Source organism: Hymenobacter sp., assembly GCF_036387835.1.
Taxonomy (GTDB): domain Bacteria; phylum Bacteroidota; class Bacteroidia; order Cytophagales; family Hymenobacteraceae; genus Hymenobacter.
Map to the genome: position 1 here is coordinate 52,479 of NZ_DASVSY010000069.1, position 20,961 is coordinate 73,439.

At 52.4% G+C, this 20,961-nt stretch carries 19 protein-coding genes and 2 tRNA genes; 9 read left to right on the forward strand and 12 right to left on the reverse strand.

What is annotated here, in order from left to right; all coding sequences use genetic code 11:
- The first annotated feature begins 245 nt into the window (after nt 1-245).
- Complete coding sequence (locus VF639_RS13095; protein WP_331146362.1) at nt 246-440, forward strand: hypothetical protein; 195 nt, start codon at nt 246-248, stop codon at nt 438-440.
- Between the two features lie 350 nt (nt 441-790).
- Here VF639_RS13095 and VF639_RS13100 read toward each other — a convergent pair whose 3' ends face one another.
- From VF639_RS13100 to mltG, 6 genes are all read right to left on the reverse strand, one after another.
- Nucleotides 791-2,065 carry a zinc dependent phospholipase C family protein gene (locus VF639_RS13100; RefSeq protein WP_331146363.1) on the reverse strand — a complete coding sequence of 425 codons (1,275 nt, stop codon included), beginning with the start codon at nt 2,063-2,065 and terminating at the stop codon, nt 791-793.
- Between the two features lie 258 nt (nt 2,066-2,323).
- A tRNA-Ser gene (locus tag VF639_RS13105) sits at nt 2,324-2,408 on the reverse strand.
- A gap of 79 nt (nt 2,409-2,487) precedes the next feature.
- Nucleotides 2,488-2,574: transfer RNA gene (locus VF639_RS13110), tRNA-Ser, on the reverse strand.
- A gap of 128 nt (nt 2,575-2,702) precedes the next feature.
- Nucleotides 2,703-3,707: a YihY/virulence factor BrkB family protein gene (locus tag VF639_RS13115; protein WP_331146364.1), complete on the reverse strand. Its 1,005-nt coding sequence runs from the start codon at nt 3,705-3,707 to the stop codon at nt 2,703-2,705.
- Nucleotides 3,708-3,779: 72 nt separating this feature from the next.
- A complete protein-coding gene (locus VF639_RS13120; protein ID WP_331146365.1) occupies nt 3,780-4,268 on the reverse strand; it encodes an acyl-CoA thioesterase in 489 nt (162 codons plus the stop codon).
- Between the two features lie 86 nt (nt 4,269-4,354).
- The gene (mltG, locus tag VF639_RS13125; protein WP_331146366.1) at nt 4,355-5,428 is read right to left on the reverse strand and encodes an endolytic transglycosylase MltG; all 1,074 of its coding nucleotides are present in this window, start codon (nt 5,426-5,428) and stop codon (nt 4,355-4,357) included.
- Between the two features lie 286 nt (nt 5,429-5,714).
- On the opposite strand from mltG, the gene VF639_RS13130 reads away from it, so the two are divergent.
- A complete protein-coding gene (locus VF639_RS13130; protein WP_331146367.1) occupies nt 5,715-6,554 on the forward strand; it encodes a T9SS type A sorting domain-containing protein in 840 nt (279 codons plus the stop codon).
- A gap of 190 nt (nt 6,555-6,744) precedes the next feature.
- Nucleotides 6,745-7,377: an L-threonylcarbamoyladenylate synthase gene (locus VF639_RS13135; RefSeq protein ID WP_331146368.1), complete on the forward strand. Its 633-nt coding sequence runs from the start codon at nt 6,745-6,747 to the stop codon at nt 7,375-7,377.
- A 106-nt stretch (nt 7,378-7,483) separates the two neighbouring features.
- On the opposite strand, the gene VF639_RS13140 is transcribed toward VF639_RS13135, so the two are convergent.
- Nucleotides 7,484-8,377, reverse strand: a complete 894-nt coding sequence (locus tag VF639_RS13140) for a lysophospholipid acyltransferase family protein (protein WP_331146369.1) — start codon at nt 8,375-8,377, stop codon at nt 7,484-7,486.
- Nucleotides 8,374-9,291, reverse strand: a complete 918-nt coding sequence (locus VF639_RS13145) for a hypothetical protein (protein WP_331146370.1) — start codon at nt 9,289-9,291, stop codon at nt 8,374-8,376. Before VF639_RS13145 ends, VF639_RS13140 begins: the two co-directional genes overlap by 4 nt.
- Before the next feature lie 201 nt (nt 9,292-9,492).
- Here VF639_RS13145 and VF639_RS13150 point away from each other — a divergent pair, with 201 nt between their 5' ends.
- Both VF639_RS13150 and VF639_RS13155 read left to right on the forward strand, forming a co-directional pair.
- On the forward strand, nt 9,493-10,134 hold the full coding sequence (locus VF639_RS13150) for a WbqC family protein (protein WP_331146371.1): 642 nt from the start codon (nt 9,493-9,495) through the stop codon (nt 10,132-10,134).
- Between the two features lie 122 nt (nt 10,135-10,256).
- Complete coding sequence (locus tag VF639_RS13155) at nt 10,257-12,863, forward strand: ATP-dependent Clp protease ATP-binding subunit (RefSeq protein ID WP_331146372.1); 2,607 nt, start codon at nt 10,257-10,259, stop codon at nt 12,861-12,863.
- Nucleotides 12,864-12,922: 59 nt separating this feature from the next.
- Here the strand turns inward: VF639_RS13155 and VF639_RS13160 are convergent, their stop codons facing one another.
- From VF639_RS13160 to VF639_RS13170, 3 genes are all read right to left on the reverse strand, one after another.
- A complete protein-coding gene (locus VF639_RS13160; RefSeq protein ID WP_331146373.1) occupies nt 12,923-13,579 on the reverse strand; it encodes a hypothetical protein in 657 nt (218 codons plus the stop codon).
- Between the two features lie 270 nt (nt 13,580-13,849).
- Nucleotides 13,850-14,203 (reverse strand): hypothetical protein, encoded by a 354-nt coding sequence (locus VF639_RS13165; RefSeq protein WP_331146374.1) that lies wholly within the window; start codon nt 14,201-14,203, stop codon nt 13,850-13,852.
- A gap of 354 nt (nt 14,204-14,557) precedes the next feature.
- Nucleotides 14,558-14,815, reverse strand: a complete 258-nt coding sequence (locus tag VF639_RS13170) for a hypothetical protein (protein WP_331146375.1) — start codon at nt 14,813-14,815, stop codon at nt 14,558-14,560.
- A gap of 773 nt (nt 14,816-15,588) precedes the next feature.
- Between VF639_RS13170 and VF639_RS13175 the strand changes: the two genes are divergently transcribed.
- The 4 genes from VF639_RS13175 (at nt 15,589) to VF639_RS13190 (ending at nt 19,578) form a co-directional block, all read left to right on the forward strand.
- Nucleotides 15,589-17,154 carry an acyl-CoA carboxylase subunit beta gene (locus VF639_RS13175; RefSeq protein ID WP_331146376.1) on the forward strand — a complete coding sequence of 522 codons (1,566 nt, stop codon included), beginning with the start codon at nt 15,589-15,591 and terminating at the stop codon, nt 17,152-17,154.
- Between the two features lie 10 nt (nt 17,155-17,164).
- A complete protein-coding gene (locus VF639_RS13180; RefSeq protein WP_331146377.1) occupies nt 17,165-17,443 on the forward strand; it encodes a hypothetical protein in 279 nt (92 codons plus the stop codon).
- 17 nt (nt 17,444-17,460) lie between these two features.
- Nucleotides 17,461-18,531 (forward strand): M42 family metallopeptidase, encoded by a 1,071-nt coding sequence (locus tag VF639_RS13185; protein WP_331146378.1) that lies wholly within the window; start codon nt 17,461-17,463, stop codon nt 18,529-18,531.
- Nucleotides 18,532-18,783: 252 nt separating this feature from the next.
- A complete protein-coding gene (locus VF639_RS13190) occupies nt 18,784-19,578 on the forward strand; it encodes a helical backbone metal receptor (protein ID WP_331146379.1) in 795 nt (264 codons plus the stop codon).
- A gap of 103 nt (nt 19,579-19,681) precedes the next feature.
- Here the strand turns inward: VF639_RS13190 and VF639_RS13195 are convergent, their stop codons facing one another.
- The gene (locus tag VF639_RS13195; RefSeq protein WP_331146380.1) at nt 19,682-20,887 is read right to left on the reverse strand and encodes a 3-phosphoshikimate 1-carboxyvinyltransferase; all 1,206 of its coding nucleotides are present in this window, start codon (nt 20,885-20,887) and stop codon (nt 19,682-19,684) included.
- Nucleotides 20,888-20,961: the final 74 nt, after the last annotated feature.

Consider the following 20,961-nt stretch of genomic DNA (forward strand, 5'->3'; position numbering starts at 1 on the left):
CGGGTGCTAGTGAGGAGCTGTGAAACCAAAGATAAATTTTTTTCGGAGCCTCGCTCTCAGGCCTAATGAGGAGCTAGACCGGTGGCTTCGTCGGGGTGTTGACTGGTTTGGTGGCGTTATTGCTTTAGCTCAGCGAATAGTCTCCTCTGCCCGCAAGTAGCACCGTAGTTTTGACTACTTCTTCACCGGATTCGCTAGTGGCAGGCCGGGGAAAAAGCTTCGTTCCATCGCACAGCTATTGCACCATGGTTACTTGTATCTGTCGGCTGTTGCTTGTTTGGGCGCTGGTAGTAGTAGCAACTTTCGCTTCATTCGAAGTCACTTCTACTTCCTCGGTTTTTCGGCTGCTACCCCGCATGCCACTGAAAACGGAAAGCCGGTTCCCGCTCTGCCTGCATCATGCCAGCTACCGCGCATACAAGGCGTACCGCCACTACTAATTAGGCAAGCTCTACACCTAGCTCGCCTTCGCAGGAACTAGCTTTAGCTCCGAAGTAAAAGCCCACCAGCTAATCTGGCGGGCTTTTTTGCAGGTAGTATCCTGAGCTACTGACCACACTGCGGGTGCAAGCCAAGCAAAACAAGCGCCGCAATACTAAGGGGGCATCCGAATAGGCAAAACGTCATGCAGAAGCACAACCAAAGCATCTGACGTGCTGACGTTGCCAACCAACCGCTATGCTCTATCTGGCGTCCGCTTGCTGAAGCATCTCGCGTGCTTCATTGAATAGCATATGAGCAAGATGCTTCGGCAAGCTCAGCCTGACAATACGCACTATCCGGATAGCCTTCAAGGAGCAACCTGTAGCGCCCGTAGTTGAGCTAAAGCCTCCATTGTCTTGGCTCTGATTTTTTCTTCTTTTTCGTCTTTATCAATTGGTGCCTTGGGAGTAGGCCCAAAAAAGGTCAGGATGTTTTGACGGACGGGCCTAGTGAGGCCAGCAAACTTATTGTCGGATAATTGGCGTAGCCATTCCCCGTAGGTTTCATCGGTTAGGTCGTACTCACCTACTTTGGTTGGCTTTCCCGTATCAAAGTCGGCGTTGGGTAGGGTCTGGCGCGCTACCGCGGCCGTGTCTTTAGGCTCGGCTTCAACCAATTGGCAATAGTTTACCATCACGCTGTGGAAACTGCTCTTGAATAGCTTCTGCGCCTCCGGCGTGGGTAGCTTGAAGGCGAATGGCCGCAACGGGCCAATCTTGGGTAGCACCCGCACGAAGTAAGAAAGGATACGCGCGCCGGTGCCGGGCTTTTGATAACCGGTACCGTAGAGTTGCCGGTAGTCTTGCTCGCTCTGCTTATACACATATTCGCGGCGCCGGGCCCGGGGGCTAAGCCGCCGGATTTCCTTTTTCTGCGACTGCCAAGCGGCCCTACTGGCAATCGGAATCAATTGGCGCACCGCAAACCGAAACGACTCAATAGCTAGGTCCACGTTGAACACCACTTTGCCTAGCTCCAGGCCATATGTTTTGTAGAAAGCCCGCTCCAATACGGGTTTAGAAACCTTAAACCCGATGGAGCGCTGATACTCGGCGGTGCGGTAGCGGCCAGTAGCCAGCTGCACCACGTCGAAGGCAAACTCTAGCTGCGTGTGCTGAATAGGAGCTTCCTCGTAGGTGATGTTGTTGCCGAACTTCTGTTGCAGTTCCGGATACACCGAAGGCATGGCTTTATTGGTGCCTTCGGGGTGCCCAATGACGTCGGCAGTGTAATGGGCCAGCGCTCCTAGGGCAAACGCGTACTCGTTGCGGCCATGTGCTTCGGTGAGCAGATTACGCACAAAGTCGCCGCTTCGCACATAATGGGTTAGGTTGGTAAACAGCTTGGAGCCCATCGGGTAATAGCCCATATCCTGCAGGATGGACCCACCATAAGCATAGGCCTTTGCCTCAGTAAGCTGCTCTTCGGTAGCCCCCGGATAGCGCCGTTGCAACAGCGGCAGCAAACAGCGGGTCCACGACGAGTCGATATTGGCTTGGTGGGTAAGCACCGAATAGCCTGAGGCAGAAAAAGGAACCAACAGCACCACCAACACCAAACTCCGGAGCAACCAATTCAGCATGATGTAACGAGGAACTTAACAGGCTGCCGGGGCATTCCGAGGCCTTAAAAGCAATTGCAATACGCGCAAGCTCAACCGGAGTTGTCCCTGTGTTGATTAGTTGATTGCTGGCTCATTTTTAAAGTTATTGCCCTCAACTCAAACCACCGAGTAGCCACACAACGCAGTAAGCAGGTAATAGTGCCTTGCAATGCGTTGATTAGTGCAACTTACCATAAAAACAAAGCCCCGTTTCTGATTCAGAAACGGGGCTTTTTGTAGAGAGCGAGGGATTCGAACCCCCGGAGGTTTAACCCTCAACGGTTTTCAAGACCGCCGCAATCGACCACTCTGCCAGCTCTCTAGGTTATTCAACAGTTCTCAAAGCTAGCACTTTGAAATGACTGTTAAATGGTGTTTGCTAAATGTTACTTGTAAAAATGTAGAGAGGGGGGGATTCGAACCCCCGATACCCTTGCAGGTATAACGGATTTCGAATCCGTCGCATTCGACCACTCTGCCACCTCTCTGTTAATCTAACCCGCCTGATTTGGGACGACAAAAGTAGCAGTGCGCCGCACTCGTCACAACTTTTGACCGCATATTTTTCGGGGCTTAGCTGCGTTTTGTGGAGCACTCGCCCATTTACCTCTGAGTATCAGGCTCTAACTTTCACTTCTTTTTCTTTACCGCGGAGCCGGTCCAGCAACCGCAAGCCGTGGGGCTCGTTGCGCAGGCGGCCCGTTACGGCATCAATACTTACATTCACTTCAAACCCCACGATGAGCGTCATGCACACAAAGTCCAGCCACACCATAAAGCCCACCAGTGCCCCAATAGAGCCATAGAAGTGGTTGTAGGAATCGAAGATCTTGACGTAGAGAATAAACAGGAACGACACCAGGAAAATTAGCAGCGTGGCTACTACCGCCCCGGCCGAAAGGAACGGCCACTTGTCGTGCACCGGCGGCACATAGTAATACACCAGGCAGGTAGTAAGCAAAAACAACCCAACCACCGACCCATACTTGATGACTGTGATTAATTCGCTGGTGTATTGCTCGGGTACAATTTCCTCGAACACCAGCGCATCAATAATATAAGTCCCAAAGAAGATACCCGCCACCGACACCAGCAGCACCGACGACAGCACCACCGTAAGCAGCGTCGCAATGACGCGCTTGCGCACATACGTCCGCTTTTTGAACGAAGGATACTTCTTCTCGAAGGCATCGAGCAAGGCCATAATACCATTGCTGCTCAGCACCAGCGCGGTAGCAAAACCAAAGGAGAGCAAGCCACCGTGCGGAATGTTCACGATGTCTTCAATAGTGCCCGATACCACCTTGTACATCTCTCCCGGAATCAGATCGGCCAGGAATTGCAGGATGTCAACGTTCAGGTTGGGGATGGGCAGGTACGGAATGAGTGTGAACAGAAAGATGATGGTCGGGAACAGGGCTACCGTGAAGTTGAACGCCATGTAGCCCGCTCGCTTCTCTACGCTATCCTGCTTCAACTCCTGCATCATCCGGTCCACCACGTCATACACCGACGCCTTGCCACCAGCAATCCGCAACCGCTTCGACCACACAATAAACCGCCGGTAGCTGCGCCGACGGCGCAGATCCGGCAAACGATACCGACGAACTGGCAGGTGCATAGGATGATTGTTGATTGTTGAATTGTTGATTGTTGAAAATGACGAATCATCAGCCATTCAACAATCAACAATTTATTTTTTCAAAAATGCGGCGGGCGCGGGGGCGTTTACGGGAGCTTGCGGTGGGGTAAGGGGGCTGGTTAGCTCATCGTCGGTGAAGTAGGGCGCTAGCTTGGCTTGGATTTGCTCGGGAATGGGAACGGGTCGACCGTTAGCGGTACTTACGAACACCATGAGCGTGTGCCCCTCCGTTAATAACTCATTTGCCTCGTTATAGATTTCATATTCAAACATCACCCGGGAGCCTTCGGCGGGCTGGCGCAGCAATAAACGCACCGTCAGCAGGTCGTCGTAGCGAGCGGGCCGGCGGAAACGGGTCCGGATTTCCCCAACGGGCATACCTACTCCACTAGCCTCGAGGTCTTTGTAGCTGATACCTAGCTGCCGAAAAGCCTCGGTACGGCTCACCTCAAAAAAAGCCGCGTAGTTGCCGTGGTAGACGTAGCCCATCTGGTCGGTTTCAGCGTAGCGGACTCGAATTTTGGTGTCGGATTGGTACATGGTATTGATTGTTGAATTGTTTGATTGTTCAACGATTCGTCAGCACGACCAACCCTGTAACAATCAAACAATTCAACAATCAAAACTTACTTCATAATCCCGCTTCGCGTGAGGGCGGCTTGGTAGCGGCGGGCATTCACGAGGTGCTCTTGCTCGTTGCGGGCAAAGGCATGGTAGCCGCTGAAATCTTCTTTGGCGCAGAAATAGAGGTAGTCGTGCTTTTCGGGGTTGAGCACAGCGTCGATGCTGGCAATGCTTGGCAGGTTGATCGGGCCGGGCGGCAAACCACCGTACAGGTAGGTGTTGTAAGGAGAATCCTTCGCCAGGTGTACGTTGAGCACCCGTTTGATGGTGAAGTCGTTGTTGGCGTACACCACGGTGGGGTCGGCTTGCAGCTTCATGCCGCGCTTGAGGCGGTTGAGGTACACACCTGCCACGCGAGGCCGCTCATCGGCGTGCTGTTGCTGCTCGGCTTCTACGATGCTGGCCAACGTGCTGACTTGGGCGCGGGTCAGGTTCAGCTTCTCGCGCTTGGCGTCGCGGGCGGGGGTCCAGAACTTCTCGTATTCCTTTTTCATGCGCTGCATGAGGTTATCGGCCGAGGAGTTCCAGTATAACTCATAGGTGTTCGGGATGAACATGGTGAGGATGCTGGTCGTGTCGAAGCCGAGGCTTTTGGTGTAGCTCGGGCTGCTGAGCAGCGAATCGAACTGGCCGGGGCGGGAGTCGATGGCGGTGCTGAGCTTGCGGGCCAGCTCGTCGCGCAGGCGGATGTTTTGGAAGGTTAGCTTGAGCGGCGACTGGCGGCCAGTGCGTAAGTCGTTGATGAGTTGGCGGTTGGTGTAGCCATCTTTCAACTCGTAGCGGCCGGGCTTCACCAGCTTGTCGTACTTCATGAGGCGGGCCACAAAGTGCAACGACAGCTTATCGACAATAACACCCGTAGCATCAATCGAATCGAGTACCGACTTGGCTGACTGCCCCCGCCGCACCAGCACGTAGGTGGGCTGGCCTTTGGTTTCGACGTTTGCCGTGAAAAAAACCTGGTAGAAGTAATAGGAAAAGGTGATGAGCAACAGGCCAATAATGCCGACCGTATAGGAGTAAAGGTTGCGGCGGCGGAGAGCTTTGGCTTTGTAGTCGACTTGGGGTTTGGCCATCGGGAGCAGATAGGTCAGAGGTGTTACCAGAACATAAAATTCCAGTTGACAGCTTAGCTAAGCGAAACAGATTGAGTTAGGTTTACCTGCTCAAAAGTACGCGGAATCTAGTAGTGCCTAATGTTGAGGTTTTGTATGCAAGCTTTCGGGTTTGTATTATTACCTTTACTAAGCAAAACATTTACATTCCATTTTAATCTTCATCCACACATCCTTAAGGCATTTTGTGCCTTCAAACTACTTTACTTGCCTCTTTTCTCTACTATTCATTTTCTTTTTCACCTGTATGAAAAAATTGTACCCTTGCCGGTTGCACAAGTTAGCCCTGCTATCATTCCTTGGTTTATTCGGCACCGCAGCACACGCGCAAATAGCCACGTACACTTTTACGGGCGCAACGGGTTCTGAAGCCACTGTTGCGGTAGACGCACAGCCCATTAACGCCTCGTTCAGCTCCATGTCGCGTGGAACGGGAGTTACGGCTTCTGCCGGCGCCAACACCTTCGCCGCCACAAACTGGAGTCAGACGGCTCTTGAAGCTACTGACTATTTTGCGTTTTCGGTGCAGCCAAGCGTTGGTTTTCAAATGCGGCTCGATAGCCTGGTCCTCGACGAGCGTCGTTCTGGTACCGGTATCCGTGATTGGGCCATCCGCTCTAGCCTCGACAACTTCGCTGCCAACATTGCAACGGTAAACGTACCGGACGACGACCTAACCCGCACTAATAAGAAGATAGTGTTGCCTGCCACTTTTGCGAGCCTTACAGCGCGAGTGGAGTTCCGTATCTATGGCTACAACGCAGAAGCTGCCGGTGGCTCTTGGCGTATCGACAACGTGCGTACCTATGGCGTTGTCGGCTTAGGCCCCCTGAGTACCCGCAATGGCTCCAAAAACAGCAACGTGAGCGTATTCCCCAACCCAACTACCGATGCATTGCGCATTCAGGTGAACGGCAAGGGCAGCAAAGCTTCCGTGGCAGTTGCTGATTTGGCTGGCCGCAGCGTACTGCGTGGCACCACCGCCGCCGATGGTTCGTTCGACCTGCGCAGCCTACCTGCTGGCAACTACACCGTTACCGTTACGGATGGCACTGAAACCTCGGTTCATAAGGTCATTAAGCGCTAATTTATTCGCATTGTGCTAGAAAAGCCTCTGCCTTCTGGTAGAGGCTTTTTTTGTAGGCTGGGTTTAAGCAACAGGCAACCTGACAGCAATTTTACTCGAAGACTGTAGGCAGAAGTCTAACACATCGGCTACCTTGCCCCGCTCCGGCCGCCGGGCCGTTTGTTTCATCCTGCCACTCCCCTGTTTCACCATGCCTGCTACGCTGCTCCGCATTCACCCCGATAATCCACCCCAGAATCGCATTCAACAAGTGGTGGAAGTGCTCCGCAAAGGTGGCATCATCATCTACCCCACCGATACCGTCTACGGCATCGGCTGCGACATTCATAATGCCAAAGCCGTGGAGCGGCTGTGCCGCATCAAAGGGCTGAACCCCGACAAAGCCAACCTTAGCTTTATCTGCTCCGACCTTTCCCACATTGCCGACTACGCCCACGGCATCACCACGCCCACCTACAAGGTCATCAAGAAAGCCTTGCCTGGTCCTTTCACCTTCATCTTTGAAGCCAGCGCCAAAGCGCCGCGCCAAGGCGGCAACAAGCGCAAAACCGTCGGCATCCGAGTACCCGATAACACGATCATCATCCAGCTGGTAAAAGAGCTCGGCAACCCCATTATCAGCACCTCGGTGCGCGAGGACGAAAACACGCTCGAAGAATACGTAACCGACCCCGACCTCATCTACGAGAAGTACCGCCTGCTCGTCGACCTGGTCATCGATGGCGGTTTTGGCAACAACGTACCTAGTACGATCATCGACTGCACCAACGACGACTTCGAGCTAATCCGCCAAGGCGCCGGCGACATCGAGCAGTATTTGTGAGGCGAAGTTATGAGCTTGTGAACTTGTGAAATGGTGAGTTTGACGTTCTATCCGCACCAGCCGCACCGGTGGCACGTCAAACTCATCATTTCACAAGTTCACAAGCTCACCTCTTATGCTTCCACCGCCTGTGGCTCCATAGGTAATCGGCGGGAAAAGCGCGAATGTCGCTTTCCAACTGGCGCACGAAGGCCTCGGTAATGGGGAAGCTGTCTGTTGGCAGCGGGGAATCGCCGTCGTAGAGGTCGGTGAGGATGATTTCGTAGTAGCCGCGCCGCAGCCGACGGATGCTCACGTAAACAACCGGGCAGTGGAAGCGGCTGGCCAGCCGCTCGGCGCTGGTATAAAACCCGGCGTCCTGGTTCATGAAACTGGTCCAGTAAGGCCGGTCCTCGGGGCCAGCCGCCTGGTCTGACAACATGCTAACCACCCGAACTTCGCCTCGCCGCTGCACCATATCACGCAGGGTATCGCGCATGGGGATGAGGCCAGCTCCGGTACGGGTGCGCAGCTGGCGCAGAAACTGTTCGAAGAACGGATTCATCAGCGGCTTATACACCCCATCGGCGTGGGCCGACAGCCAGATAGCGCCTGAAGTAAGCACCCACTCCCAATTGCCCGCGTGCGACGACAAACCAAGTACGGTCCGCCCCTGCGCAAAATGCCGCTCCAGTACCTCGGGGTTGCGGAAGATTACCCGTCGTTTCAGCTCGGCATCGGGCATGGCTGCTAGCTTCAGCGTTTCCACCATTACCTGCGCAAAATTGCGGTAAAACAACTTCTGCAACCGCTGGATTTCAACTTCCGGCTTTTCAGGAAATGAGTTACGCAGGTTTGTAAGCACCACCTTTTGGCGGTAGCGCACAACGTATGCCAGCAGGAAATAGATGCCGTCGGCTAGCCCGTACAGCACCGCGAGCGGCAAGTGAGCCATTCCAAGCAGCAGCCAATTAAGCGGGCGATAATACCAAGCATAAGAAGTGGAAGTAGCTTTACTCATCGGGCAGGAGCCCCTGCACCGGCCGGGGTATAGTCTTTGGTTATTCGGTGCACGGTAGCAGTTTGAGCAACTAGCAGTTGCTTGGTGGTCCTGACTTCTACCGTGAGAGTATAGTCGCCGGGCGGCAATTTGCTTAGATCTAATTCGCCCGTTATAGGAGTGGGCCGACCGGCCAAACCGCGCGTTGTGCTCGGCTGAACCAAGGCGTCGGTTTTGGCGCCAACCTGGCGTAGGCGGTAACGAAGCTGTACTTCCTGTTCGGGCGTAGCATTATAGAGTTCGGTGTACAGCCAAACTTTGTCGGCCCCGCGGGTATAGAGGCCACCAGGAGCCCGCGTTAAACTAAAGCCGCCGCGACTGAAGTTGCTGGCTTCTGCGCCCTTAGCCGCCGGTTTAGCTAGCAATACGACGTCGCTGAGGGTGGGCTTGGCCTCAGTAGAGGCCAACACCAGCGGCATTTCCACTAGGGCTTGTTGGCTGTTGCGGTATTGGTCGCGTACCAAGCCACGGATACTGTAGGTGCCGTCGGGCAGCATCAGCCGCTTCTGGAAGCTGAGTGGATTTTTGATGGCGGCCGTGGTGTCGCTTAGTACCGGGGGCTTAAGCGTGATATTCTCCTGATAAGCAGCCTGGCCGTTAGAACCCACGATTTCCAACGTCAGTATGGCGGCGGCCTGGTACATTTTGGGTGCCCGGCGCATGTAAGTCAGCCATTGGCCAGGCACAGTGGCATAGAGCTCTACCACGTTGCCTTTCACGCTCATGTCGATGTTGCGGAATCGGGCCACGTCCAGCAGCAGTTGGGGTTGGGCAGCCAGAGCCGGGTTGGCAAGTGGCAACAGCAGAACTAGAAATAGAAAATAGAACGCGCGCATGGTGTCAGATTGACTGACAAAGGTAGGGCGAGTTTGCATAGAATCTGGTTTATTGGCAGGTGCCATAATTTTATTCATATGGTTAAAATCGTTTAATATACAGCCTTCCGAAGACGTCTAGCAGTTGGTAATTAATAGTAAAATTTAAACTAGTAGCTGATTATCTGGTATCCTAATTACGCATTATCAGATACCAACTACCTCAACAACCGGATGTGATTTCCTTTTTGCATGTTTCCAATGCCTATCGTACTTTTTGAATCTCAATACCACCCACCTACCTCGTTTTTCGCCGAAATCATTGGGGCTGAGGCATTGCGACTGGAAACCCAAGAACACTACCGCAAGCAAACCTACCGCAACCGCTGCCTTATCCTGACGGCACAAGGCGTCAAACCTCTTACTGTTCCGGTCGTAGATGGCAACCGCAGCGTGAAAGTGAAAACCGCCGAAATTGAAATTGACTACCGGCAGAATTGGGTGCACCAACACTGGCGAACCATCCAAACTGCTTACGGCGGCACACCATATTTCGAATACTACGCCGACTATCTGCACGATATCTACGTACAAAAGCACCAACGCCTTTTCGACCTCAATCTTGCCTTTTTGCGCTTCTACCTGCGCTGCCTGCGGTTGCGGACTCCTGTGGAGTTTACCACCGATTATGTTCCTCCTGCCCCTTCACTCAGTTATTTAGCTACCCCATCGCTCCTTGACTGCCGTGATTCCCTGACACCGAAGGCTTCGGTGGCATCCGAACCTGACAGGAAGTCGGTACAACCCTACGCGCAGACCTTTGGTAAAGATTTTGTACCAAGGCTTAGCATCCTCGACCTGTTGTTTATGCAGGGCCCGGCTGCCGGCAACTTTCTCGCGTAGTGTTACCGCCGGCCCGAACCATCGCCCGTTTATATCTGTTTTCAGATTACTACGGCCCAACCCGCCGGAAAACGCTCTAACTGCGCTTGCGGGGTTCCGTTTTTCTTCACTACCTTATCTGCATGGAAGCTAAATTCTCAAATCGAGTCAAGGAGGTCATCTCTCTGAGCCGGGAAGAGGCCATCCGGCTCGGGCACGATTATATCGGTACCGAACACTTATTGTTGGGCATGATTCGCGAAGGGGAAGGCACGGCTATTGGTTTGCTCAAGAAATTGGGTGTATCAGTGGACGAGCTTAAATACGCCCTCGAGCAAGCTACTCGCAATACGGCCACGCAGGGCACGAGCATTACCGGCTCTATCCCCCTGACGAAACAAACCGAGAAAGTCCTCAAAATTACCTACCTCGAAGCTAAAATCTTCAAGAGCGAAATCATTGGCACCGAGCACCTGCTGTTGTCAATCTTGCGCGATGAAGACAATATTTCGTCTCAAATCCTCAGCAAATTCAACGTGAACTACGAATCTGTGCGCGATTCGCTGGACTACCACGGTAACACGGCGAACAACCCCACCAACGGCCCCGAGGCCGATGACGACGACAACGACCGCCTCTTTGGGGGTGGTGCAGGCCGCGGCGGTGCCGGTGCTGGCGCTACGCCCAAGAAAGGCACCGAAAAGTCGCGTACTCCGGTGCTCGACAACTTCGGCCGCGACCTCACCAAACTGGCTGAGGACGACAAGCTCGACCCGATTGTAGGTCGTGAAAAAGAAATTGAGCGCGTAGCTCAAATCCTGAGCCGCCGCAAAAAGAACAACCCGATCCTGATCGGTGAGCCTGGTGTTGGTAAAACGGCAATTGCCGAAGGCCTAGCGCTGCGCATCATCCAGAAGAAAGTATCGCGCGTACTGTTCGGCAAGCGCGTCGTGACGCTGGATTTGGCCTCGTTGGTGGCCGGCACCAAGTACCGTGGGCAGTTCGAAGAGCGCATGAAGGCCGTGATGAACGAGCTGGAAAAGTCGCCCGACGTGATTCTGTTCATCGACGAGTTGCACACGATTGTAGGTGCTGGCGGAGCTTCGGGCTCGCTGGACGCTTCCAACATGTTCAAGCCTGCGCTGGCCCGCGGCGAAATCCAATGCATCGGTGCTACCACCCTCGACGAGTACCGTCAGTACATCGAGAAAGATGGTGCCTTGGCTCGTCGTTTCCAGATGGTAATGGTTGACCCGACCACGCCCGAGGAAACCATCGAAATCCTACACAACATCAAAGACAAGTATCAGGACCACCACCATGTGGTGTACACCGATAAGGCCATTGAGTCATGCGTGAAGCTGTCGGACCGCTATATGTCGGACCGTTTCTTGCCAGACAAAGCCATTGATATTCTGGACGAGGCTGGTGCCCGCGTGCATATCAACAACATTGTGGTTCCCGAGGATATTTTGAAGCTCGAAGAGAGCATCGAGAACATTAAGACCGAAAAGAACCGCGTGGTGAAATCTCAGAAGTACGAGGAAGCTGCCAAGCTCCGCGACAATGAGAAGAAGCTGTTGGAGCAACTCGACCAAGCTAAAAAGGATTGGGAAGAGGAAACCAAGAAGAAGCGCTACACCGTCAAGGAAGAAAACGTAGCCGAGGTAATTGCTATGATGACCGGTATTCCGGTTAGCCGTGTCGCGCAGAACGAAAGCGCTAAGCTTTTGAACATGGGCGAAGAGCTGCAAGGCAAGGTTATCGGCCAAGACAAAGCTATCAAGCAGTTGGTGAAAGCCATCCAGCGCACTCGCGTGGGCTTGAAAGACCCTAAGAAGCCAATCGGTTCGTTTGTATTCCTTGGCCCAACGGGTGTTGGTAAGACGGAGCTGGCTAAGGTGTTGGCTACTTACCTCTTCGACAAAGAAGATTCGCTGGTGCGGATCGACATGTCGGAGTACATGGAGAAATTCAGCATCTCGCGCCTGGTGGGCGCACCTCCCGGCTACGTGGGCTACGAAGAGGGCGGTCAGTTGACGGAGAAAATCCGCCGCAAGCCTTACTCGGTTATCCTGCTCGACGAGATTGAGAAGGCGCACCCCGATGTGTACAACTTGCTGCTGCAAGTGCTTGACGACGGTATCCTAACCGACGGCCTTGGCCGCAAGGTGGACTTCCGCAACACCATCATCATCATGACCTCCAACATCGGTGCCCGCGACTTGCAGGACTTCGGTGCGGGTATCGGCTTCGGCACGAAGGCCCGGCAGGACAACTTGGATGAGCTGACGAAGAGCACCATCACCAACGCCCTGCGTAAGACGTTCTCACCCGAGTTCCTCAACCGCTTGGACGATGTGATTGTCTTCAACTCGCTCGAGAAGAAAGACATCCACAAGATCATCGACATCTCGCTGTCGAAGCTGCTAAGCCGCATTCAGCTACTCGGCTACCGTGTTGAGCTGACGGAAGCTGCCAAGGACTTCGTTGCCGAGAAAGGCTATGATCCTAAGTTTGGTGCTCGTCCGCTTAACCGGGCTATCCAGAAGTATATCGAGGATCCGATTGCCGAGGAAATCCTGAAAGCGGAGCTTGTGCAAGGTGACGTCATCACCGCCGACTTCGCGGAGGGCAGCGAGGAGCTAACCTTCGTAGTAAGCAAGAGCAACGAACCGCAGAACCTTGCCAGCGACGAGCGGCCAGCTGAAAAGCCCGAGCCAAGCGACGACGTTGATTCCAAGAAGTAAGCGACTTGCTTGAAATAGAAACGGCCGGTTCCTGTAGAGGAGCCGGCCGTTTTTGTTTATCAGCTACGATTAGTACTCATCCTTAACTTGATTATTTTTTCTGCATTTATTCGCCATTCTCCATTTGCATAATTCATCTCAATTGGAAATGGCCATCCTTGTGAAATTATCTCTAACCTATTCCCGTTTTTTGAAATCGGTATACTCCTGATACTTTGCGCATCTGAAATTTCATTCAATTGAATTGCAATATCTTCCGGATAAGCCCCTTCCCATAAGATTCCTGCGTTTGCATGCTCTTCAATTAACTGTTTAATCAATGATTCATCTCCGATTAAAAGAGCCTTATCAAACTGTCTGAATATTTTTTCTGCTTCACTCTCCTCACCTAATTGCTTACTCGCATATTGAATTAATTCATTGTCAGACATCCGTTCTTTTAACTGCACAAATTCTGTGATAATTTCTTCTACCATCCGCAAAGCATCTTTTTTGTCTTTTGAACACGTTTTTATTACATAATTCCAAACATAATTATCAGGAAATGAATTACGAATACAAACGTATCGATCAAAAATTCTCCCGCTTATTGGTGTCGAGTTTCCCGATCTGTATCCATTTATAAATGCAAGAGTTTCCTTAACAGATCCTCCAGTAAACATGGAAGGTCTTTTACAAATTTGTCCGATAAGTTCCAGGAATGAGATTTGTGTCATCTTAGTTGTGCTTTATGTCTGTATTATTATTATGCAGTTACAACTTAAAGATAATAGTTTAATGTTGCCTCCCAATCATAGTATTCCAGATAACTTACCCATTCCAAAACTTGGTGTGGCTTTTCTATACCTTGAAGTAAAAGCCTCACTGCGTCCTAGCTCATATTTAAAATTATTGGTTTATCCGTAATTATTTAATTAATACGTATCCTACCATTGAAAAGGCAGTTTGTCAGTCTTTTTTACATACGATATCAGCTGTGCGCACTTTCAGGCAAGTTGAAGTACCATTTTCTTCTTTACAGTATCTACTTCGAGCCAGCCGCTGTCTTCAGGGCCGAGTACACACTCTTCTAAGCGCAAGTCTCTTGCGTATCTACTCAAAGCCTTTTTACCAAATACCAATGTCAGTTGGTATTCTTCTTGGCCTGTTTTTCCTGTAAATGCTTTCATGATAACGTACCGCTTGTCATTGATCTGCTTTTTTGAACAAGTACTTTCAATATCTGGAAGCAAAACACCGTCACACCAGAAGCCCTTTAACCTATCGTCTGTTCGCCGCAAGACTTCTAGAGTCTCTCCAATTTTCCATTCAATATGTTCGCAAAAAATTTGGTCTAACATTGTCGGTATGTCTTCTCCGGTTAAATAACAGTTTATTGTTTGTCGCTTATCTAAATTACAATATGTGTAAACCAAGTTGCTGCATTTCTTTACAAAAGCGTTTGTAACTAAGGTTTTTATTAATACTAATACTTCTATTGTGGCTATTACTTTACAGTTGACGTTTCAATAATACAGCTATTGGTAGTTACACTGCCAAAATCTATTACGCTTGGCAGATCTTTACAATTTTGACCTTGCAGAAGCACCAACTGTGATCCAAATTGACATTTTGATTTAAATAGACAAGGCCGACTCCTGTGAAGAAGCCGGCTGCTTTTTGTTGATGCTTTCAGCGTCTTGTTAGCGGTAGTTCTAGAGCGTTTGTTGCTTACGTTTTGCTTGTGTTCTGCGCTTCGCTCCCGCCGCATTCTTGGCTTTCAACTTCTGCATTAGCTGTCGGAAGTCTGCAAGCTCCTCTTCTGACCAAGCCTCTGACCTAGCAGAGAAATTCACATTCTTTGGTTCTTTGATTAGGCCCATGGTATTGTCTTTTAATTTTTGAAGTGACGAGCTACTTAATTTAACAGCGTGGAAAGTTTTAGCCTGGACTCCAAGTGCTAAAAAACTCATTAAAAATGCAGCATACGAATGTCATTACAGAAGAGAGTATTATAATCAACTTATACTTAATTTTAGTGTAATTTTGATCATTTTTTTCAACCAACGTTATTGATACAATTGATGTAATTGATATGATTATAAAAAATAAAACCCCTACCTCTAATAAACTCATAATTTTGTTGCTCTTTTCCGTCGGGATGGAAGATATCATGAGCGAGGCTGGTATCTGAATTATACAAGCCAGTACCAGTATGGGCATGAGTATCTTATTACTTACACGAGGGAAACCATCTATATTCGTCATAATATAAATAAATTAGGTATCAGGGTTTTTGTTTTACTTTCCTTTTTCAGGCAGATTGTGAAGGAATTATTTAAAAGCAATTTATGATATTTTTTTATAATAAAGTTCAATACTAAGCTATTAGTAACATCAATAATTTCTCTTGGATATATAAGAGTTGTTAAAAAGAATACAGCGAGACAAAGCTATATTTCTTTGTTGTAAAAAATATTAGAGACAGTTTTATTTTTTAAAGCGTCTAGTAAGCATCTTAAAAATCGGAATAACGCTTTTGGGATCAACGACAGCTGCATTGCCTCACACAGTCTTAACTCTAAAATAACAGTTTGGAACTGGCCCTCAACTGCTGCTAAAGCGGACGTAACAGTATGCCGAGGCCAAATAGCCGCCCCGAAATCTGGTGCGGCTTTTCTATGTGGGTACATTACCTTTGGATTACTGACCTAGTACTTGAAACTTGAACTCGAAGTCCCACTCCATGTCCGATCTGCAGGCGGAAGCCCACTCAAGCAAACTCGAAATCCTCGAACGCAAAAACCAGGAAGCCCTGCTTGGCGGTGGCCAGGTCCGCATCGATGCGCAACACAAGAAAGGCAAGCTCACGGCGCGGGAGCGGGTGGACTTGCTGCTCGATGAAGGCTCGTTCGAGGAAATCGGCAAGTTTGTGATGCACCGCTCCAAAGACTTCGGCCTCGACAAAGAATACTACCTCGGCGACGGGGTAATAACGGGCTACGGTACCGTAAATGGCCGCTTGGTGTACGTTTTCTCGCAGGACTTTACGGTGTTTGGCGGCTCACTCAGCGAAACCCACGCCGAGAAGATTGTGAAGATCATGGACCTGGCCATGAAGAACGGCGCGCCCGTTATTGGCCTCAACGACTCGGGCGGCGCCCGGATTCAGGAAGGCGTGGTGAGCCTTGGGGGCTACGCCGATATCTTCTACAAGAATACGCTGGCCTCGGGTGTGGTGCCGCAACTGTCGGCTATTATGGGGCCCTGCGCGGGCGGCGCGGTGTACTCGCCAGCCATTACCGACTTCATTCTGATGGTGGAAGACACAAGCTACATGTTCGTGACGGGGCCTAACGTGGTGAAGACCGTAACGCACGAAAACGTAACCAGTGAGGAGCTAGGTGGCGCTAGCACGCACTCCACCAAAAGCGGGGTCACGCATTTTTCGTGCGCCAACGAAGTAACGTGCATTAATCACCTCAAGCAGCTGCTGAGCTATATGCCGCAGAACTGCGAAGAAACGGCGCCTGCCCTCCCCTACGAATCCGGCGACGAAATTCGCCCGGCCCTCGACAGCATCATTCCCGAAAACCCCAACCAGCCCTACGACATCCGGGAGGTAGTGGAAGGCATCATCGACGCTGGCACCTTCCTGGAAGTGCACCAGAACTTCGCCGAAAACATTGTGGTTGGCTTTGCCCGCCTCGGCGGCCGCAGCATTGGCATCGTGGGCAATCAGCCGGCCGTGCTGGCTGGCGTGCTCGACATCAACGCCAGCACCAAAGCCGCCCGGTTCGTGCGGTTCTGCGACTCGTTTAATATTCCGCTGCTGGTGCTGGAAGACGTACCGGGCTTTTTGCCCGGCACCGATCAGGAGTGGCGCGGCATCATTACCAATGGCGCCAAGCTGCTCTACGCCTTCTGCGAGGCGACCGTACCCCGCATTACGGTCATCACGCGCAAAGCCTACGGCGGAGCCTACGACGTGATGAACAGCAAGCACATTGGGGCCGATATGAACTACGCCTGGCCTACCGCCGAAATTGCCGTGATGGGTGCTAAAGGAGCCGCCGAAATCATTTTCAAGCGCGAAATAGCCGCTGCCGCCGACCCCGAAGCCAAGCTTCAGGAGAAAGTAGACGAGTACCAGCAGAAGTTTGCTACTCCCTACCGGGCCGCGCACCGAGGTTTTGTGGACGAGGTAATCCTGCCGTCGCAGACGCGCCAGAAGCTGATTCGAGCATTTAAGATGTTGGAAAACAAAGTAGATACGCTACCTCGTAAGAAGCACGGTAACATTCCGTTGTAACCCCAAGCTTATGGAGTGGCAGAGTGTCGGCAACGTTCTTTTTTGCTTGGGTTTGTTGGCCTTGGTGGTGGGGCTGCTGCTGCGGTTCCGGGCGGGGCGCTGGCTGCTAGCGGCGCTGTTGGTCGTCTTTACGCTCGGCGCGCTGCTAACCGGCGACTGGCACTCTGTCGCCGACAATCCCGACACGAATATTACTCCTCAGAAAGCCAGCCGCTACTTGCTATGGGGCGGCGTAGTCTGCATACTACTCGGGCTGGCGTTCCGAACGTTAGCCAGTAAGTCTATTTAATTACTTTTTTCTCGCGTATGCGTCCAGAATCGTTCGACTTCCTACAGAAGTACCTCAATAACCCCTCTCCCACCGGTTTCGAGAAAGAAGGCCAGAAAATCTGGCTCGACTATATCAGGCCTTACATCGACGAATATTTCGTAGACACCTACGGTACGGTGGTCGGCGTCATCAACCCGGAGGCCAAATACAAGGTGGTGATTGAGGCCCACGCCGACGAAATCAGCTACTTCGTCAACTTCATCACCGAGTCAGGCTTCCTGTACCTGCGCAAAAACGGCGGTTCCGATCCGCTGGTGGCACCGAGCAAACGGGTGAACATTCACACGGCCAAGGGCATCGTGAAGGCGGTGTTTGGCTGGCCGGCTATTCACGTGCGCAAAGTGGACCAGGACAAGGCCCCGACTATTGAAACGGTCTTTCTGGACTGCGGCGCTTCCAGCAAGGAAGAAGTGGAAGAAATGGGCATCCACGTGGGCTCCGTCGTCACATTCGAGGACGAGTTCATGGTGCTCAACGACAAGTTCTACGTGGGCCGGGCCCTCGACAACCGGGTGGGCGGCTTCATGATTGCCGAAGTGGCCCGGATGCTGAAGGACAACAACAACAAGCTGCCCTTCGGCCTCTACATCGTGAATGCGGTGCAGGAAGAAATCGGCCTGCGCGGCGCCGAGATGGTAGCCCACCGCATCCAGCCCGACGTGGCCATCATCACGGATGTGACGCACGACACCCAATCGCCGATGTACGAGAAGAAAACGGCCGGTGACCTGTTCTGCGGCAAAGGCCCGGTAATCACCTACGGTCCCGCGGTGCAAAATAACCTGCGCGACCTTATCATTCGGGCGGCGCAGGAGGCAGAAATACCGTTCCAGCGTGCCGCCGCCACCCGCGCCACCGGCACCGATACCGATGCCTTTGCCTATTCCGGCGCCGGTGTGGCCTCGGCCCTGATTTCACTGCCCCTAAAGTACATGCACACCACGGTGGAAACAGTGCACAAAGAAGACGTAGAAAACGTAACCAAGCTCATCTACGAAACGCTCCTGCGCATCGAAGACGGCCACGACTTCCGGTACTTCCACTAATCACGGATTTTTCGGATTAGACGGATTTTTCGGATTTTGTAGACCATCTTAGCTGGCGTGGCTGGTCATGCGGCGGCCGCTCGTTCTGAGCGGCCGTTTTGGCTTCCGCAGAACGAGCAGCCATAGTTAGCGCGCTTTTGACGCCTCTCTTACACCTTTCAAGCCCTTGCGTGTTCGGGCTTAATTGGTACACCGATTTGTTTTTTGTTCTTTGATCTTGCAGTTCTCCCTTTCACATCGACTACAAAATCCGTGCAATCCGTCAAATCCGAAAAATCCGTGATTCCGCTGAATATTACCGACCAGATGAACCGGCGCGTAGTGGTGTCGTTTCCGCCGCAACGTATTGTGTCGTTGGTGCCTTCTCAAACGGAAATGTTGTTTGATTTAGGAGTGGGTGAGCGGGTGGTTGGGGTTACCAAATTCTGCTTCCATCCAGCCGAAGCCCGTACGTCAGCAACTGTAGTTGGTGGCACCAAAAACTTCAACTTCGAGAAGATAGAGGCGTTGAAGCCGGACTTGATTTTAGGGAACAAAGAGGAAAATTATCAGGATGGCATTGAGCAGCTGGCTGAGAAATATCCGGTGTGGCTGAGTGACATTTCCACGCTAGCTGAAGCCTTGGATATGATTCGGAAGGTAGGCTTCATCGTCGGGTGCAAGGACCGAGCCGATGCGCTAGCCACCGAAATAGCGGCTTCTTTTGCGGCAGTAGCAGCTGCCACTGCTTTGGTTCCAGCCGCTTATTTCATTTGGCGCAAGCCCTACATGGTCGCCGCGTCCGGCACGTTCATCAACGACTTGTTGGGCCGCGCCGGGTACAGCAACGTGTTCAGCCACCTCGGCCGCTACCCGGTCGTAACGGCCGAACAACTGGCCGCCGCGGCCCCGCAACAGATTCTTCTGTCTTCGGAACCTTACCCTTTCGGTGAAAAACACGTGGCTGAATTTCAGGCTATCTGCCCTTCAGCAAAAATCCGCATTGTAGATGGCGAGTTGTTCAGCTGGTACGGCAGCCGACTGCGCCATTCGGCTGCTTATTTCTAGAAGATGTAACGCGAAGTTCCACTTCGCGAGTCGTAGGCACTGTTTGACTGCACCTTAAGTGACCTGCTAACGGCGCGGACGTTTCGCGAAGTGGAACTTCGCGTTACATTATGAAGCCAGCTTTTTCCAGCTCCACCCAAAACTGCGGGTACGACTTACGCACCACTTGCGGAGAATCAATGGTCAGCGGGCCGCGCAGGGCCAACGGGGCGAAGGCCATAGCCATGCGGTGGTCGTGGTAGGTGGCTACCGTTTGGCCGCTCACATGGAAGTTTTCGGTCGATACGCGGAAAAAGCCCTCGGTTTCTTCGGTGAGGAAAGCGCCGAAATTGGCTAGCTCGGTTTGCAGGGCGAAAATCCGGTCGGTTTCCTTGATGCGCAGGCTTTCGAGGCCGGTCATGAGCACGGGCACGTTTAAGGCGGCAGCCACTACGGCTACGGTTTGTGCCAGGTCGGGGCAGTCGGAGAAATCCTGCGTAAAACCGGCTGAAGGCGTGGTTTGCATCAGGCGCACCCCATCCGCCAAGTACTCGGTGCTTACGCCGAGCTGCGCCATGATGTCCACAATGGCCTGGTCGCCCTGCCAGGAATAACGGCGCAGACCCGGCAGCGTAAGGTGCGAGCCGGCGGGCGCCAGGGCCACCATAGCATACCAGTAGCTCGCCGCCGACCAATCCGATTCGATGGTGTAGTCGGCGGGTTGGTAGCGGCCGGCGCGGGCTTCCAACGCCGTGCCCAAGTCGCGGCACTGGCCCCCGAAATGCTGCATCAGCGCCATAGTCATGCGGATATACGGGCGCGAGCCAACTTTGCCGGTAAGCCAGAGCCGGAGCCCATTGGGCAGCATCGGGCCTACCATTAGCAGCGCCGATATGTACTGACTGCTGATGTCGCCGCGCACTTTCAATTCTATAGGCTCGTCGGCGGCCTGCTTGTCGGTTTCCACGGGCTTCCAACCGCGCAGGCGCAGGGGCGGGTAGCCTTCCGTTTTCTCATACGCAATATCGGCCCCGAGCTGGCGCAGTGCATCAACCAGCACGGCTATGGGCCGCTCCTGCGCACGCGCGGTGCCGGTGAGCAGAGCATGGCGGTTGGTTACAGCCAAGTAGGCGGTTAAAAAACGCATGACCGTGCCCGCATCCTCAGCATCGACCACTTCAGTCGTGGCATCGGCCAGCAAACGCTGCATAAGCTGCGTGTCGTTGGCATCCGAGAGATTATCAAGCTGCCCCCCGCCGGCTAACGCCTGCAAAATGAGGGCCCGGTTACTTTCGCTTTTCGAAGCCGGCAGTTGTGCTGTTCCGCGCAAGGGGCCACCAGGCCAGGTAAGGTTGACTGAAGAGCTAATGGCAGTTGAATATATACCACCAGGCTACTGCTGGT

Bases quoted from the DNA above. Each gene is read 5' to 3' on its own strand.
- VF639_RS13175 (WP_331146376.1), top strand. From the start codon at position 15,589: ATGTCCGATCTGCAGGCGGAAGCCCACTCAAGCAAACTCGAAATCCTC.
- mltG (WP_331146366.1), bottom strand. From the start codon at position 5,428: ATGGCCAAACCCCAAGTCGACTACAAAGCCAAAGCTCTCCGCCGCCGC.
- VF639_RS13145 (WP_331146370.1), bottom strand. From the start codon at position 9,291: ATGCAAACTCGCCCTACCTTTGTCAGTCAATCTGACACCATGCGCGCG.
- VF639_RS13140 (WP_331146369.1), bottom strand. From the start codon at position 8,377: ATGAGTAAAGCTACTTCCACTTCTTATGCTTGGTATTATCGCCCGCTT.
- VF639_RS13170 (WP_331146375.1), bottom strand. From the start codon at position 14,815: ATGAGTTTTTTAGCACTTGGAGTCCAGGCTAAAACTTTCCACGCTGTT.
- VF639_RS13095 (WP_331146362.1), top strand. From the start codon at position 246: ATGGTTACTTGTATCTGTCGGCTGTTGCTTGTTTGGGCGCTGGTAGTA.
- VF639_RS13160 (WP_331146373.1), bottom strand. From the start codon at position 13,579: ATGACACAAATCTCATTCCTGGAACTTATCGGACAAATTTGTAAAAGA.
- VF639_RS13165 (WP_331146374.1), bottom strand. From the start codon at position 14,203: ATGTTAGACCAAATTTTTTGCGAACATATTGAATGGAAAATTGGAGAG.
- VF639_RS13100 (WP_331146363.1), bottom strand. From the start codon at position 2,065: ATGCTGAATTGGTTGCTCCGGAGTTTGGTGTTGGTGGTGCTGTTGGTT.
- VF639_RS13120 (WP_331146365.1), bottom strand. From the start codon at position 4,268: ATGTACCAATCCGACACCAAAATTCGAGTCCGCTACGCTGAAACCGAC.
- VF639_RS13130 (WP_331146367.1), top strand. From the start codon at position 5,715: ATGAAAAAATTGTACCCTTGCCGGTTGCACAAGTTAGCCCTGCTATCA.
- VF639_RS13115 (WP_331146364.1), bottom strand. From the start codon at position 3,707: ATGCACCTGCCAGTTCGTCGGTATCGTTTGCCGGATCTGCGCCGTCGG.
- VF639_RS13155 (WP_331146372.1), top strand. From the start codon at position 10,257: ATGGAAGCTAAATTCTCAAATCGAGTCAAGGAGGTCATCTCTCTGAGC.
- VF639_RS13135 (WP_331146368.1), top strand. From the start codon at position 6,745: ATGCCTGCTACGCTGCTCCGCATTCACCCCGATAATCCACCCCAGAAT.
- VF639_RS13180 (WP_331146377.1), top strand. From the start codon at position 17,165: ATGGAGTGGCAGAGTGTCGGCAACGTTCTTTTTTGCTTGGGTTTGTTG.
- VF639_RS13185 (WP_331146378.1), top strand. From the start codon at position 17,461: ATGCGTCCAGAATCGTTCGACTTCCTACAGAAGTACCTCAATAACCCC.
- VF639_RS13150 (WP_331146371.1), top strand. From the start codon at position 9,493: ATGCCTATCGTACTTTTTGAATCTCAATACCACCCACCTACCTCGTTT.